Origin of the sequence: Tateyamaria omphalii (assembly GCF_019802125.1) — a bacterium.
GTDB lineage: Bacteria > Pseudomonadota > Alphaproteobacteria > Rhodobacterales > Rhodobacteraceae > Tateyamaria > Tateyamaria omphalii_B.
This window is the reverse complement of sequence record NZ_JAHVHT010000002.1, coordinates 497,892-510,820: the sequence shown is the minus strand read 5'-3', so window position 1 is coordinate 510,820 and position 12,929 is coordinate 497,892. Positions and strand designations below refer to the sequence as shown.

General features: G+C 56.4%; 18 protein-coding genes. 3 read left to right on the top strand and 15 right to left on the bottom strand.

All coding sequences use genetic code 11. The features are described 5' to 3' along the window. Positions 1–3: 3 nt before the first annotated feature. From flgH to KUV51_RS11465, 8 genes are read right to left on the bottom strand one after another with little or no spacing between them, the layout of a single operon-like run. Entirely contained in the window at positions 4–756 is a 753-nt protein-coding gene (gene flgH / locus KUV51_RS11500) for a flagellar basal body L-ring protein FlgH (protein WP_222521764.1), read from the bottom strand. Beyond that, complete coding sequence (flgA, locus tag KUV51_RS11495; protein ID WP_315898821.1) at positions 753–1,169, bottom strand: flagellar basal body P-ring formation chaperone FlgA; 417 nt, start codon at positions 1,167–1,169, stop codon at positions 753–755. The genes flgH and flgA overlap by 4 nt, the downstream gene beginning before the upstream one ends. After that, positions 1,166–1,951 carry a flagellar basal-body rod protein FlgG gene (gene flgG, locus KUV51_RS11490; RefSeq protein WP_222521763.1) on the bottom strand — a complete coding sequence of 262 codons (786 nt, stop codon included), beginning with the start codon at positions 1,949–1,951 and terminating at the stop codon, positions 1,166–1,168. The genes flgA and flgG overlap by 4 nt, the downstream gene beginning before the upstream one ends. 10 nt (positions 1,952–1,961) lie before the next feature. Beyond that, entirely contained in the window at positions 1,962–2,681 is a 720-nt protein-coding gene (locus KUV51_RS11485; protein ID WP_222521762.1) for a flagellar hook-basal body complex protein, read from the bottom strand. Between the two features lies 1 nt (position 2,682). Continuing rightward, positions 2,683–2,952, bottom strand: coding sequence for a flagellar biosynthetic protein FliQ (locus KUV51_RS11480; protein WP_222521761.1), 270 nt, complete (start codon positions 2,950–2,952; stop codon positions 2,683–2,685). Position 2,953: 1 nt separating this feature from the next. Further along, positions 2,954–3,238, bottom strand: coding sequence for a flagellar hook-basal body complex protein FliE (gene fliE, locus KUV51_RS11475; RefSeq protein WP_222521760.1), 285 nt, complete (start codon positions 3,236–3,238; stop codon positions 2,954–2,956). A 25-nt stretch (positions 3,239–3,263) separates the two neighbouring features. Continuing rightward, a complete protein-coding gene (gene flgC / locus KUV51_RS11470) occupies positions 3,264–3,656 on the bottom strand; it encodes a flagellar basal body rod protein FlgC (RefSeq protein WP_222521759.1) in 393 nt (130 codons plus the stop codon). 10 nt (positions 3,657–3,666) lie between these two features. Then, positions 3,667–4,059, bottom strand: a complete 393-nt coding sequence (locus KUV51_RS11465; protein ID WP_222521758.1) for a FlgB family protein — start codon at positions 4,057–4,059, stop codon at positions 3,667–3,669. Between the two features lie 81 nt (positions 4,060–4,140). Here KUV51_RS11465 and KUV51_RS11460 point away from each other — a divergent pair, with 81 nt between their 5' ends. Next, on the top strand, positions 4,141–5,496 hold the full coding sequence (locus tag KUV51_RS11460) for a FliI/YscN family ATPase (RefSeq protein WP_222521757.1): 1,356 nt from the start codon (positions 4,141–4,143) through the stop codon (positions 5,494–5,496). Positions 5,497–5,537: 41 nt separating this feature from the next. Here the strand turns inward: KUV51_RS11460 and KUV51_RS11455 are convergent, their stop codons facing one another. The 6 genes from KUV51_RS11455 to KUV51_RS11430 all read right to left on the bottom strand — a co-directional run bounded on the left by KUV51_RS11455 (position 5,538) and on the right by KUV51_RS11430 (position 9,220). Then, positions 5,538–6,326 carry a DUF1217 domain-containing protein gene (locus KUV51_RS11455; RefSeq protein WP_222521756.1) on the bottom strand — a complete coding sequence of 263 codons (789 nt, stop codon included), beginning with the start codon at positions 6,324–6,326 and terminating at the stop codon, positions 5,538–5,540. Positions 6,327–6,328: 2 nt separating this feature from the next. Further along, positions 6,329–6,730 carry a flagellar biosynthesis repressor FlbT gene (gene flbT, locus KUV51_RS11450; RefSeq protein WP_222521755.1) on the bottom strand — a complete coding sequence of 134 codons (402 nt, stop codon included), beginning with the start codon at positions 6,728–6,730 and terminating at the stop codon, positions 6,329–6,331. Further along, a complete protein-coding gene (gene flaF / locus KUV51_RS11445; RefSeq protein ID WP_261385785.1) occupies positions 6,727–7,095 on the bottom strand; it encodes a flagellar biosynthesis regulator FlaF in 369 nt (122 codons plus the stop codon). Before flaF ends, flbT begins: the two co-directional genes overlap by 4 nt. 74 nt (positions 7,096–7,169) lie before the next feature. Then, positions 7,170–8,384, bottom strand: coding sequence for a flagellin (locus tag KUV51_RS11440; protein WP_222521753.1), 1,215 nt, complete (start codon positions 8,382–8,384; stop codon positions 7,170–7,172). A gap of 205 nt (positions 8,385–8,589) precedes the next feature. Further along, on the bottom strand, positions 8,590–8,922 hold the full coding sequence (locus KUV51_RS11435; RefSeq protein WP_261385784.1) for a flagellar biosynthesis protein FlgN: 333 nt from the start codon (positions 8,920–8,922) through the stop codon (positions 8,590–8,592). A gap of 16 nt (positions 8,923–8,938) precedes the next feature. Next, positions 8,939–9,220 carry a rod-binding protein gene (locus tag KUV51_RS11430; RefSeq protein ID WP_222521751.1) on the bottom strand — a complete coding sequence of 94 codons (282 nt, stop codon included), beginning with the start codon at positions 9,218–9,220 and terminating at the stop codon, positions 8,939–8,941. Between the two features lie 300 nt (positions 9,221–9,520). On the opposite strand from KUV51_RS11430, the gene KUV51_RS11425 reads away from it, so the two are divergent. Then, on the top strand, positions 9,521–11,047 hold the full coding sequence (locus KUV51_RS11425; protein ID WP_222521750.1) for a flagellar hook-length control protein FliK: 1,527 nt from the start codon (positions 9,521–9,523) through the stop codon (positions 11,045–11,047). Positions 11,048–11,050: 3 nt separating this feature from the next. After that, on the top strand, positions 11,051–11,716 hold the full coding sequence (locus tag KUV51_RS11420) for a flagellar hook capping FlgD N-terminal domain-containing protein (RefSeq protein WP_222521749.1): 666 nt from the start codon (positions 11,051–11,053) through the stop codon (positions 11,714–11,716). On the opposite strand, the gene KUV51_RS11415 is transcribed toward KUV51_RS11420, so the two are convergent. Further along, positions 11,713–12,927, bottom strand: a complete 1,215-nt coding sequence (locus tag KUV51_RS11415) for an FAD-dependent oxidoreductase (RefSeq protein WP_315898820.1) — start codon at positions 12,925–12,927, stop codon at positions 11,713–11,715. The two genes, KUV51_RS11420 and KUV51_RS11415, sit on opposite strands and share 4 nt — an antisense overlap. Positions 12,928–12,929 lie beyond the last annotated feature (2 nt).

The window sequence follows — 12,929 nt, the reverse complement described above, 5'->3', positions numbered from 1 at the left end:
CTCCTAGAAAGGCAAGATCGCGTCAAGAACCTGCTGGCCAATCCGCGGCTGCTGCACATCCGTGATCTGACCACGTCCGCCGTATGACACGCGCGCCTGGGCAATCTTGTCATATGTGACTTCATTTTGACGCGAGATATCTTCTGGTCGCACGTAGCCTGACACAAGCAACTCTCTCATTTCAAAATTGACCCGCAATTCCTGCGACCCGGAGATGGAGAGTATGCCATTGGGAAGAACGTCCACCACAGTTGCCGCTACGCGCAGCGTCAGCTTCTCTTCCCGTTTGACAGATCCGTCGCCGCTCGACCCTGAACTGGACGTGATCGACACCAGGTCAGACGACGACGCACCGACCGGAAGCTTTTCATCCAACCGCTGAGGCAATCCGCCCAGCTGGGGTACTTGCAAGCTTTCAGTTCCGCTGCGTGACCGATCCGTTTCGTTCGAGATTTCCGCACTTTCGTCAATTTCAATGACGACGGTCATGATATCCCCCCGCTGCATGGCACGGCGATCCCCCAACAGGGATGATCGCTGACCACTCCAAAGAGACGCGCGGTCGGTTGGGCCGACGTCCTCAATCGCCAACGGTAAAGTGGCGCTCACCATAGCTGAATGCTCCTGTGTCTCGAGCGGGTTGGAGAAGCTGGGAGCCTTGCCCAAGTGATCGCCACGACCACAGGCGACCGTAAGGCTGAGCGCCGCGAAAGCCGTGACAGCGTGGGCTGGAATTTTGAAACATGACTTGGTCATCGTGTCACCTTGATAGAACCGTCTTCTTGAACAAAACCGAACAGCGTCGCTCGTGAACTGAGGTTCATGATCCGCACGCGATCACCGATACCGCCCCGTTCCAGTGCACGCCCTTCAGTCGTAATCGATAGTCCGCCGACATTGAAAAACAGCGGCACGATCTGGTTGCGATTGATGATTGCGGGCGGACCAATCGCCTCAAAAGGGATGGGCCGACCGGCGTAAAGCGCAACGCGAGCTTCCTGCCCGACGACATCCGGAATTCGATCAAATGTGCCGGGCTGCGCCGCATCGCGCACCACCAGGTCGGCCGTTGTGATGACAGTACCGGGACGCAACGTTCGTGTCGGGGTCACCATGTCAGCACTCGCCATACCGGCGGTCAGACAGAATATGCCAATCCAACGCATCATCTGATTTGCGTCATCGCCCCCATCATCTGATCTGCTGCTGAAATCACCTTGGAGTTCATTTCATATCCACGCTGTGCTGCAATCAGGTCAGTGATTTCGCGGACAGCATCAACCGAGCTTTCTTCGAGGTAGCCCTGCCTGAGTGTTCCCAAACCATCGAGCCCGGGCGTGGTCACAATGGGAGGACCGGAAGCGTCCGTTTCGGCAAATAGATTGCTACCCAGCGCCTCAAGCCCTTTTGGATTGGCAAAGCCAGTCAAGTTGAACTGACCAATCAACTGCCCGGCCGCAGCATCTGCAAAATAGGCATAAACCTCTCCATCCCCGTTGATCGAAATACTGCGAGCATCTTCGGGTATGACGATTTCAGGCGCGACCGGGTATCCGTCAGAAGTGACAATCAGTCCTTCGCCCGTGCGCTTGAGTGCGCCATCACGGGTGTACCCGGTCTGGCCCGATGGCAAGGTCACCTCCAGGTAGCCGTTGCCGTCGATCGCAACATCAAGATCACCGTTGGTCGCAGCCAATGAGCCTTGCGCCAAGTGTAACGACACTGCGGCTGGTCGCACGCCCAAGCCAAGCTGAACACCCGTGGGCAAAACGGTTCCGTCAGATGCATTGATTGCACCAGGCCGCGTCATCTGTTGGTAGTGCAGATCAGCAAACTCCGCGCGACGCGCATTGTAACCTGTTGTGCTCATGTTCGCGAGGTTGTTCGAGATTGTTTCGACCCGCATTTGCTGGGCCAACATACCCGTGGCCGCGATTTTCAGTGCGCGCATATGCGTCTCCTCAATTGGATTTCAACATCGCATCCATCGCACGACGAACGCGTTCATCTTCGGAATTCAAAAAGTTTTGCCCCATCTCATAGGCGCGCTGGATTTCGATCATGCGGGCAAGCTGCCCAATGGGATCGACATTCGACTCTTCGACGAAACCCTGCAGAACTTTCGCAGTCTCCGACGGCTCGAACCCTTGATCAGAGCGGAACAGAACACCGCTCTCACGCATCAGGGTTGTACGATCAACCGGCTGAACCAAGCCGACCTGACCAACAAATGCGCCGTCCGCACTGATCGACCCATCGGGCGATACGGAAAGTGATTTGGCCCCTGGAGGAATAAAGACAGGTGCACCGCCCGCATCGAGAACCGCATATCCGTCCGGTGTGACCAGATCGCCCTGCGCGTTCGGTGAAAAGCTGCCCGCGCGTGTCACACGCTCTCCATCCGGTGTCTGGATCAAGAAGAACCCGTCGCCTTCGATGGCGAAGTCGAATGTTCCACCCGTTTGGGTCAACGCACCCTGCACAAAGGAAGTTTGACGCACGTTTCCGTGACCCATAGAGAGGGATGCCCCCCCTTCCATCGCCTGCACGTATTCGGAGAATATCAGGCCTTCCTGCCGGTATCCCGTCGTTGCGCTGTTGGCTATGTTGTTGGCCACAATCTGCATTTCACGCATCAAACCTGATTGACGGGTCAGCGCGATGTATCCGGTACTGTCCATCCTATCCTCCGATTATCAGTGGAATGATCCGGCTTTGGAAAAACGACACCAGCGTGTGCGTCATGAAGCCCATCGTCAGCCAAAACACGAGCACGATTGCCGCAAGTTTTGGAACGAAGGTCAGCGTCATCTCCTGGATCGAAGTCAGCGCCTGGACCAGGCCAATGGAGACCCCAGTGACCAAGGCAACAACCAGGATCGGCATCGAAACGAGAACCGCGATCCACAAGCCCTGACGCATCGTGTCGAAAAAGACGACCTCGTTCAGCATATCACACGGGCATCCGCAAGATTTCCTGATACGCTTCGACGACTTTGTTCCGAACCGTGACAGCAGTTTCGACGGCAAGCTCTGTCTGCGCCAGCGCCTGAACCAGGGAATGCGGATCCGCTTTGCCGACCATTGCGTCCTTGGCAACTTGCTCACCGTTGGCGAGTGTCTGGGCAAAATCCATTGCGACTTTGCCAAAAACGCTGCCACCTTCGCCACCACCTGGTTGGGTAGCCGGGCGCAAGGCCGCATAGTTTTGGGCGGCTGATAGTGTTCCGATTTCCATTCTGGATCTCCTTTGGTGCGCGCGATCAGCGGCGCAGTAGTTGCATAAGGCTCGAAGACATTTGCCTCGCCTGCTCGAACATCTTCAGATTTGCTTCATAGCTGCGTTGCGCCTCGCGGGCGTCCGCCAGTTCAATCAACAGGTCGACATTCGATCCTTCGTAGTGCCCGGTCGCGTCCGCCATAGGATGCGACGGATCGTAAACACGCTCCAATGGGCGGTCATCGAGCGACATGCGGCCAACGTCGACACGTGCAACACCATGGCCACCATCAAATTCCGTACGAAAGGGAATGGTTTTGCGGCGATAACCGGGCGTATCGGCATTCGAAATGTTCTCCGACAAGTGTCGCAGACGGGATGCCTGCGCTTTCAGACCGCTGGCGGAGACAGACAATGATTTTGAAAATTCGTTCATGTCGGCACCCCTACTGGCGGCCCAAGCTGGCGCGAAGAATTGTCAGGGAGCTTTTATAGATGGCCAGTGATCTATCGTGCTGTCGCTTGGCATCCGTAGCGCGTAACATCTCGGTTTCGATCGAAACGCTATTTCCATCAGGCGCAGCAAATGACTTGTCTTCCTGCGCAATTGCGGTCAGGTCGCCCCTCATGCTGCCGTGCATGTGCCCGGACCGTGTCGCACGTTGCCCGAACGCATCCGCCGATCCCGGTGCATAGGTTGCGGCAAAGCTGGGGATATCCCGGGATACGTATCCGGGCGTATCAGCATTCGCTATGTTCTGCGCTATGACAGCTTGTTTCTGACCTGCATGCACAGACATTGCATGCGCAGTCTCGAAAATGGCCAGCTTCTGAAACATCAGGGCTTCTCCCTCGTGAATTTCAATCAACGCTTAACTGTGATTCCCTAAAAAACTGTTTGCAGATGACAGGAGAAGCCGATGCGACACGCCATACGATTGCAAATGCTGCAAACTCAGCTTTCTGCCATACAGGCCGTTCGTCCAATTGGGCGTATCAACGGAACACGTGGGAATGTTTTGACAGTCTCCGGTCTGAACGATGTTGCTCGGATCGGCGACCGCGTTTCGATCAACCGTCTGATGGGTGATCCACTGTCTGCCGAGGTTGTCCAACTCTCTCAATCTGACGCAACTGTCATTCCAGATGGCCCATTTGACGGGGTCGCACTGAATGATCGCGTTGTTGTCGATCAGCAAAACAAGATTGCGCCAAACGAGACATGGCTTGGTCGCATTGTGGACCCCAACGGAGAACCGCTTGATGGTCGGCCACTCGGATGCGGTCCAATTCCCCGGCCACTCAAGAACAGCCCACCCGCCGCAGCATCAAGACGGCCATTGGGCAAGCGCATGGACACCGGGCATCTCGTCTTCGATACGATGCTCCCCATTGTCCGGGGCCAAAGAGTCGGTCTGTTTGCGGGTTCTGGTGTTGGGAAGTCCAACCTCATGGGACAGCTGGCAAAACGCATGTCCGCAGATGTCGTTGTTGTGGCGATGATCGGTGAACGTGGGCGCGAAGTACGGCACTTTGTCGATAGTGTTTTGGGCCCGGATGGACTGGCAAAGTCAGTAGTAGTCGCGGCGACATCCGATCAATCACCCCTCATACGCCGACGATGCGCCTGGACGGCAATGGCCGTGGCCGAGCACTTTCGAGATGAAGGAATGTCGGTGCTATTCTTGGCAGACTCCATCACTCGGTTCGCCGAAGCGCACCGCGAGGTCGCCAGTGCTGCAGGCGAGGCCCCAGTTTTGCGCGGCTTTCCCGCATCTACATCACATCTGATCATGTCGCTGTGTGAACGGGCGGGACCGGGGGGGCCGGACCAGGGCGACATCACGGGAGTTTTCAGCGTTCTGGTCGCGGGCTCGGACATGGAAGAACCGATCGCCGACATATTACGCGGCGTTCTGGACGGTCATGTGGTACTTGATCGGGAAATAGCTGAGCGCGGTCGCTTTCCCGCAGTGGATATCCTGCGTTCGGTGTCGCGCAGCTTGCCCGACGCTGCCACAACAACCGAGAATGAGACAATAGCCCAAGTGCGCAAACTGATGAGCGTTTTTGCTCAAAACCAAATGATGATCAACGCAGGATTGTATACTCAGGGTACAGATCCGGACATCGACATGGCGATACAAGCGTCATCTCACCTGGATACGGCGATGTCGCAAGTGCACGAACAGGGATGTCACCACAGTTTCGACCAACTCGGTCTCGCGTTGAGACGTGGCGGAGTAACCGCGAGTGGGCGCAAAACGCGCAAGTAAACACAGGCGTATGTCCCAGCGATGGAGACGCTGCTGGCGGTCTACACGCTCAGCAGTGTCAATGCTATGGAGGCACTGGAGGCCCCACTCCCAATCTGCTCAATCTGCGCGCGCGCAAAATATGTCGTGATCAGTTTGTCGAGAGCGCCTTCTGTTGCAAACTCTGCCGGATCCGACACACCAAGAATGCGTTCGGCGCGTTCTTGAAAAACCGATAATTGCTGATCAATATCTACCTGCCCGAAGGCATCGGGCAGGCCTAATGCAGTCTCAAACAGGCTTCGCAAGGGTGGCTGACCCATTATGTTGAACCACTTGGATGCGTCACTGCCTTCAGCGTTGACAACGTCCGGCAATGTACGCTCGGCATAAAGCGCAATGCGCATACTTTCGTCCTGGTTTCCCGCTTCTATCTCAAAGCTGTTGGCCCGAAATCTGCTGATGATATCGTCTGCAAAGCCAGAGGAAAGACTGCCTCGAACCTCACCTGGACCAAGACCAAAAGCTTCCGAAAACTCACGGTATCTGCTGTCAGTAAACCGGTTGGCAAGCGCGTCATTGGCGGTTGTGCCCTCGCCAAGCATCTTCTCTATAAAGAACTTGTTGTTGATGTCTTCAGACAAACCAAATGCACCAAGCGCAACCGTAAGAACTTGCCTGTCAGAAACCAAGTCTTCTGCAGTGGTAATCGAGCCTATCTTTTCGGCAAAGTGATCCGTGTCGCGTTTGACTTGCGCGGATTGGCTAAACGTCTCCAGCTGTTGATCATATGTCCGCTGCAAGAACTGCCAGCCGACAAGCCCGGAAGAAATGAGGACAGGCTGATACATCTCTAGTGGCTCGCCACCAATAGCCGTTCTTCCCGCGGCATCAACGCACGAAGCGACTTGAGACATCGGTAGTGGTCGCCATCAATGAGAGCCCGTGAGGCAATGTCCAAATGCTTGCGACTGTCCGCATCAACGAACACCTGGCTTAACTCTTCAATGCTTCGCAGCAATGGATGGCGCGCTTCATCCTTGTCGGTGTCGCCGGACAAAACCAACTGGACCGCGTAGCACACACGCCGGACGGGGGTTTTTGCATCTTCTGGATGAACGGCATCGCGGAGCCGAAGTATGTTTGCGTTCGGCGTCACAATGGCGAGCCGACTTCTACGGTCACCATTCTCAATAACGGCTCCATTGATGAGAACGCGTTCCTTTGGGCTCAACTTTAGAATCAATCCACTCATTGCGTCCCGCCTTCCTGCTTCAGCCCACGTAGAACCGCCATGTTGATCTCCAGCAAAGGAAGCACTGACGCCTTCTGGCGCAAAACACGTGTCGTGTGATGCCGCGTGAATTCAGCCAGATAGATGATGCGCGCCTTCAGTTCGTTTGGCAGAGGGTTTGCTTCGTCAGAGACGTCAACCACCAGCGCGGTCCAGAGCCGTCGATTCATGTGCAACGCATCAGCAAAGGCGGCAAAGTTGGTCTTTGAATTGACAGCGCTGTCGCGCAGTTGCTGAGTAACTTTAGCGACAACATCGTATTCCGATCTGCGCCCACTCTTGGTTGACGTAGCGTGTTCTGCATAGCCCTTCAGGGCCTGGGACATCGCATTCAAGGTTTCACCTGCTCATTTGAAAAGGGCGAAGGAGGCGCTGTTTGACTGCGCCTCCTCCATCAGACTTAGCGGAACAGCGACAGGATGGTCTGCGGCGCCTGGTTGGCAATCGACAGCGACTGCACACCAAGCTGCTGTTGTGTCTGCAGAGCCTGCAGGCGAGCCGAAACCTCTTCCATATCAGCATCGACCATCGCGCCGATGCCAGACTTGAGCGAGTCGCTCAATTTCGAGATAAACTCGGACTGGGTTTCAATCCGGCCCTCAACAGAACCAAAGGCAGCGGACGCGTCGATCGCTGTGTCAATAAGCGCTTCAATCGAACCCAAAGCGGCAGTTGCCCCTGCACTGCTGGACACGTCAATCGCGGACAGAGCACCAAGTCCGCCGGACCCAGAGTTGGTCACTTGGCCGGAGACTGAGACAGATGTCGCGTTGGTGTTGGTAATCACCAGGTCGCCCGCATTGGCCGGATCATATGCGACAGTGATTCCGGATGTACCACCTTCGATGGCGGATTTCAGCCCGGTCGCGATAACAGCATCGGGGTCATTGCCGCCACCGGTTGCGAGGTCCGTAGCCGAGACCGTGTAGGACACTTCGTCGTCGCCAAAACGCAGCGTCAAGCGATCGCCTGCCTGCAGGTTCGTCGAGTCGATGGTCAGCGTGTCCGAACCACTTGTCGCGTCGAGCGAAACACCGAAACTGTCACCAGTCGCCGCTGCCGTACCAGTTGTAAGTGCAAATGTGCCCGCGCGCGCAACATAGCCCCCGGTCGACAGATCTTGCTCTGCGATGGAGATGGACGATGCGGTCACACCGCCAGAAGCATCACGGTCGAGAGACGACAGAACCGACGCACCGCCCCCTGCACCATCAATGAGGTTCAAACCGTTGAACTGAGCAGCGGACACAACCGAGTTCACCTGGTCACGCAGAGCAACAATGTCTTCCTGGATCTTTGCGCGATCCACATTGTCTTCCTGCGCCGCGACAATCTTGCCCTTGATGTCGGTGAGCAGGTCGGTGACCGTTTCCGATGCGTTGCGCGCAACGGCGACGGAGCTTTCCCCCAGCGCCAGGCTGTCAGAAATTGCCTTGAACCCTTCGACATCCGATTCCATGACTTTGGAGATGGCCCATACAGCCGAGTTGTCCTTGGCCGTGGCAATCGACTTACCGGTAGAAATCTCGTTTTGGGTCGTCGCCAGGTCCTTGTTGATCGACTTCAGCGTTTGCAGCGCAACCATTGCGCTATTGTTCGTAAGAATGCTCGACATGTGCATTTCCTTTTGTCACGGCGCTTTGCGCCCTGGTTAAAGTCCCGTCCGCAATGGGACGGCCAAACTGCCGTTCTGACAAATGCACTCCTCTGGTGAGAATATGCGCCACTTGTTTTCAAGTGCGGGGCCACCTTTGAAGGGAACTCGCTAATGCTTTGCTAACGCACACGCATTGAAAGATGCGGATTTGAATCAATACGTTTCAAGCACGCTTCTCGAGGGTGGTTGCAGCTTTCAAATCGACCTTCTTTCGCTGCCCACGCGCGTCATAGGTTTCGAGGGACTCACGGACACGTCGAATGGTCGCCAGCCTTCTGGCAACTGATTTCACACCTTCAGCAGCGGCTTGCAGGAGGTCCTGATTGCGTTCCACCTTTTGGCGCAAAGCCTGCACATTCAGGGATTCTGCGTCGTCGAAACGGCTCAGGGCGTCGACCAGTTTTGTCTTCCGCTCGAACAGTCGTTTCACATCATCCAGATTGCCCTCCAGCAATGCTGCCCTTTCGGAATCGAGCAAATCGTCAAGCTCATCCATGATCATGTCGATGTTTTCATGTCCCATTGCTGCGCTCCTTCAGTGAGTCAAACAGTGCTTCCGCCAGGCCGATACCACCAGCTTCGACCATTTTTTCGGCTTGTGCCTGCACAAGGAAGGACGAAAACTGGTCTTCGCCTGAACCTCCACCAAAATTCTCACGTGTTTCCCCAAATCCGGCCGATTTCAACATTTCGGCAAGAAAGGTGGCTTCGAGTTTTTGCGCCGCCAGGCGCAACGACACGTCACTTACATTCGGCTTTTGAATGGCCTGCGGCTGTATTGGATCGGTAATCATTCGCGTTCCTTAGAATTCGAAAGGTTTTTCCGAACATTGGGGGACAGCGGTAAAGAACCGGTAACTATAGGTGGTCCAATCTGCATCAAACGCGGAAGAACCCCGGAGATTTGTGTGCAACCCTTTCAAACAGTGGGCTCAAACCTATCGACGTCACACCCCGGCGACCGAACGGGCAGAGAGGACGCTCATCCAGCGGACGTCCCCTTTTCAAATTTCGTCGGGACATCGACTTCGCGTGACTTTGATGCCGAGGCAACAGAACCTGGTTTTGTGGCCAGAGAGGGAGACACGATCGAGATGGCGGCGGTTTATACGTCCCGCTCGAACGCCGCGAATGTCGATGCAGAGCGGAAACCAGCAACGCACCATGGGAGCGCCAGGGAAGCCATGGGCAGCAGTGAGACCGTCACCAATCCAACTGACGAGGGTGCAATCAACCCTTCTGCGGCAGAGAGCACCTTGCCATCGGAAAAACCGGTCGAGCCGACGACGCAACCGCGCGCCGTCAAGAAAGCCACTCCGATATCTGCATTGGTGCAAGGTCTATCAGCTGCGCGGCAGCCCGAGGCGCAAGATCACGTTGATCAGGCAATCCAACACCAGGTTTCATCTCAATCGGCCCGACAGAATGGCGTTCAATACCAAGGAGCGGGATCACCTGATGGTGCGGGAACTGGTTTTGTCGATGGTGCGAGGCAAACCAATTCCGCTCAAACCGCAAACACGTCGGCGCCAGCACATTCACAGTCTTTTACACCAACGGGCAGTGCGGAGGGGGCAGATGGCACCGCACGCATCAACAGTTCGAATGGTCAGGCACCCCGCATTGAAGCGTTGCTCGTTCCATCGCACGGATCGTCGACTCGCTCAAAAAGCGAAGCGATCCAATCCAATACATCAATTGCAGCCGCAGCAACCGAACAGAACGCTATTTTACCGGGGACCAAGAACTGGAAATCCAGTTCAACCTCCAGCGCCGGTCACTCAATACAGTTTGGACAGGCAACCGTCGGGGGTGCTTCCGCGTCAGAGACGCACGCGCCACCAACAAAAGCGCTCTATGCCAACGGAAGCCAGACCTCGCTGCAAGGACCGGAGCTTTCGCAATTCGCAACGGCACAGATCGTCAAACGCGCACGGCAAAGTCATTCACCTGCAGAACCGGGACCACGGGTCGACACGGCGGGCGTTCCTCATGAACCTACTGCACTTGGCCCAGCAAAAGCCGTCGTCGTATCAAAAGTCCAAACAGCATCCGTCCCGCAAGCCTCCTTTCAGCTTGAAGCGAAGAATGTGGTGCAATTCTCCTCAGCACCGATCGACCTCTTGCAACCTGCGAGTGACTTGGTCTGGGACGTGCGACCAAGTGTAGTGACCGGGAATACCCTCTCATCGGCACAACTTCATCGGGCCGAGCTGCCCCCGGCGATACAGCACATGATTGCCGAGGCGTTCCGCAAAGCGCCGGACAGGCCTATTGAACTGGCATTGAATCCTGCAGAACTTGGACGCGTTCGCATGGTTATGTCCACCCACGAAGCCGGCGTCACCGTCACGATCACAGCTGACCGTGGCGACACGCTGGATCTGATGCGTCGCAACATAGATGACCTTGGCAAATCACTTAACGACCTCGGTTTCGGTGACGTATCCTTTGCATTTGAGGGCGGGCAGAATTCGTCGGATGGCTCAACTGTGCCTGAAACAGACGACGCACAAACTGACGTCCCGGGTGCGGAACGCCATGCTGAAACGCAACACAACAACGCACCAAAATCCATCGCACGGCTCGGCATCACACCCGGCATAGACATGAGGTTCTGAACCATGGAGATCAATCCAACACCTGCTGCCGCAACCGGGCAGAACACAACAGTGGGAACGGCTGCAACGACAAGCGTTCTGAGCTCGGACTTCGAGGTGTTTCTGCAGATGCTGACGGCTCAAGCTGAGTACCAGGACCCGCTGGAACCCATCGACTCATCGGAATATGCGGCGCAACTTGCCCAGTTCTCGATGGTCGAGCAGCAAGTCATGACCAACGATCTGATGCAGGAAATGCTGTCGGCGCTTGGGGCCAACGACATGGCCAACGCCGCCAACTGGATCGGCATGGAAGCGTTGGTTCAAGGTCCGGTTCAATTTGATGGCACGCCTGTGACAATTGCGCCCAACCCGCCCGTGGCGGCAGATGAAGTCACTCTGGTTGTCACAAACGCACAAGGAACGGAGGTTGCCCGCCGCAATATGCCGGTCAGCGCAGAACCCTACGAGTGGGATGGTCGCACCGCCACGGGCACTGCACTTCCACACGGTGAATACTCGTTCCAAATCGAAAGCGCCGCCAACGGGGATGTTTTGCTCACCGAACCGGCCCTGGCGTACAACCGCGTGACCGAAGCCCGCGTTGACAACGGGTCTACCCTGCTTGTGTTGAACAGTGGCTACATGGTGCTCGCGCAAAACGTCACAGGATTGCGCGAGCCAACCTAGGGCAAAGCGTCCATTGCTTTGAACGCCGCGTAGATGCCCGGCATGACGATCCTGCGAAGAGACCCGAACGGAAATCGAGCGGCTGGCTGCGCCATGACCGCAGGTACCTTGCCGGTGCTGTCCCCGCTCGCGATTTGGGCAAGCAGCTTACCGCAGTGCATTCCCATCGCGACGCCATTTCCATGATAGGCAAATCCCGCAAACACACCCGGCATCGTAGGTACTTCGCCGACATACGGTACTCTATCGCGCGCCAGACAGACCAACCCAGACCATCCATGGGTCACATCGACCCGAGACCATGCAGGGAACATGCGATTGAAGTCCCGCACAACTGCCCTGCGTGCCGCCTGTTCACCCTGCGGCGACGCACGCAGGCCACCACGCATACCGAACAGAAATCTTCGGTCAGGCATAAGACGGAAATAGTGCAACAGGTGGCGCGTGTCATACGCCATCTGGTCGCTGTTCCAACCTTGATCATCCAACTCGTCCACTGACAACGGACGTGTAACGATCACCGAAGATTGCGCAGGCATGTAGCGCGCTGCCATCCAGGCCGGGACATCTTCGCTCGAATACCCGTTCGTCGCGATGATGGTTTGCGACGCACGCACACCGCCATGTGCCGTATCAGCGCGGCCAACACCAACACGTATCACGGGACTTCGCTCGTAAATCAGAACACCAAGTGCCACACAGGCCTGAACCAACCCCGCCAGCAGCTTGCGTGGGTTCAGACCAAATCCGATCGGTACCGTCATACCCCCATGAAACGGACCGCAAAGTCCTGCCGACTTCAAGTCGGACGCCGACAATAGATCTGGCTCGACGTCATAGTTTTCACGAATGGACTGCACCTCATCCCGCAGTCCGGTGAAGTCGCGGGGCCTATGGGCCAGAGATGTTTCTCCCGCAGAATGGCGATCCACGTCCAACGCAAGCTCGGAAAGCAGCGCGTCGACACCCTCGACCGCCCGACGTTCCGCGCACCGCCATTCCCGCCGGGCCGCCACGCCAAAGCGACGGTCCAGGCCCACGTCCGATCGCATGCTGCCGCCCAAACAGCAAAACCCGCCATTGCGCCCCGAAGCACCCCACCCGACGGTCAACGCATCAATCACAACGACCTGCGCACCCTGCCGTGCCAAATGCAAGGCGGCCGATAGCCCGGTAAATCCAGCACCGACTATGGCAACATCGCATGTCACAT

What these genes read in the sequence shown, in the direction of transcription:
- flgH (WP_222521764.1), bottom strand. Translation starts at nt 756, where the DNA reads ATGACCAAGTCATGTTTCAAAATTCCAGCCCACGCTGTCACGGCTTTC.
- flgA (WP_315898821.1), bottom strand. Translation starts at nt 1,169, where the DNA reads ATGATGCGTTGGATTGGCATATTCTGTCTGACCGCCGGTATGGCGAGT.
- flgG (WP_222521763.1), bottom strand. Translation starts at nt 1,951, where the DNA reads ATGCGCGCACTGAAAATCGCGGCCACGGGTATGTTGGCCCAGCAAATG.
- KUV51_RS11485 (WP_222521762.1), bottom strand. Translation starts at nt 2,681, where the DNA reads ATGGACAGTACCGGATACATCGCGCTGACCCGTCAATCAGGTTTGATG.
- KUV51_RS11480 (WP_222521761.1), bottom strand. Translation starts at nt 2,952, where the DNA reads ATGCTGAACGAGGTCGTCTTTTTCGACACGATGCGTCAGGGCTTGTGG.
- fliE (WP_222521760.1), bottom strand. Translation starts at nt 3,238, where the DNA reads ATGGAAATCGGAACACTATCAGCCGCCCAAAACTATGCGGCCTTGCGC.
- flgC (WP_222521759.1), bottom strand. Translation starts at nt 3,656, where the DNA reads ATGAACGAATTTTCAAAATCATTGTCTGTCTCCGCCAGCGGTCTGAAA.
- KUV51_RS11465 (WP_222521758.1), bottom strand. Translation starts at nt 4,059, where the DNA reads ATGTTTCAGAAGCTGGCCATTTTCGAGACTGCGCATGCAATGTCTGTG.
- KUV51_RS11460 (WP_222521757.1), top strand. Translation starts at nt 4,141, where the DNA reads ATGCGACACGCCATACGATTGCAAATGCTGCAAACTCAGCTTTCTGCC.
- KUV51_RS11455 (WP_222521756.1), bottom strand. Translation starts at nt 6,326, where the DNA reads ATGTATCAGCCTGTCCTCATTTCTTCCGGGCTTGTCGGCTGGCAGTTC.
- flbT (WP_222521755.1), bottom strand. Translation starts at nt 6,730, where the DNA reads ATGAGTGGATTGATTCTAAAGTTGAGCCCAAAGGAACGCGTTCTCATC.
- flaF (WP_261385785.1), bottom strand. Translation starts at nt 7,095, where the DNA reads ATGTCCCAGGCCCTGAAGGGCTATGCAGAACACGCTACGTCAACCAAG.
- KUV51_RS11440 (WP_222521753.1), bottom strand. Translation starts at nt 8,384, where the DNA reads ATGTCGAGCATTCTTACGAACAATAGCGCAATGGTTGCGCTGCAAACG.
- KUV51_RS11435 (WP_261385784.1), bottom strand. Translation starts at nt 8,922, where the DNA reads ATGGATGAGCTTGACGATTTGCTCGATTCCGAAAGGGCAGCATTGCTG.
- KUV51_RS11430 (WP_222521751.1), bottom strand. Translation starts at nt 9,220, where the DNA reads ATGATTACCGATCCAATACAGCCGCAGGCCATTCAAAAGCCGAATGTA.
- KUV51_RS11425 (WP_222521750.1), top strand. Translation starts at nt 9,521, where the DNA reads ATGGCGGCGGTTTATACGTCCCGCTCGAACGCCGCGAATGTCGATGCA.
- KUV51_RS11420 (WP_222521749.1), top strand. Translation starts at nt 11,051, where the DNA reads ATGGAGATCAATCCAACACCTGCTGCCGCAACCGGGCAGAACACAACA.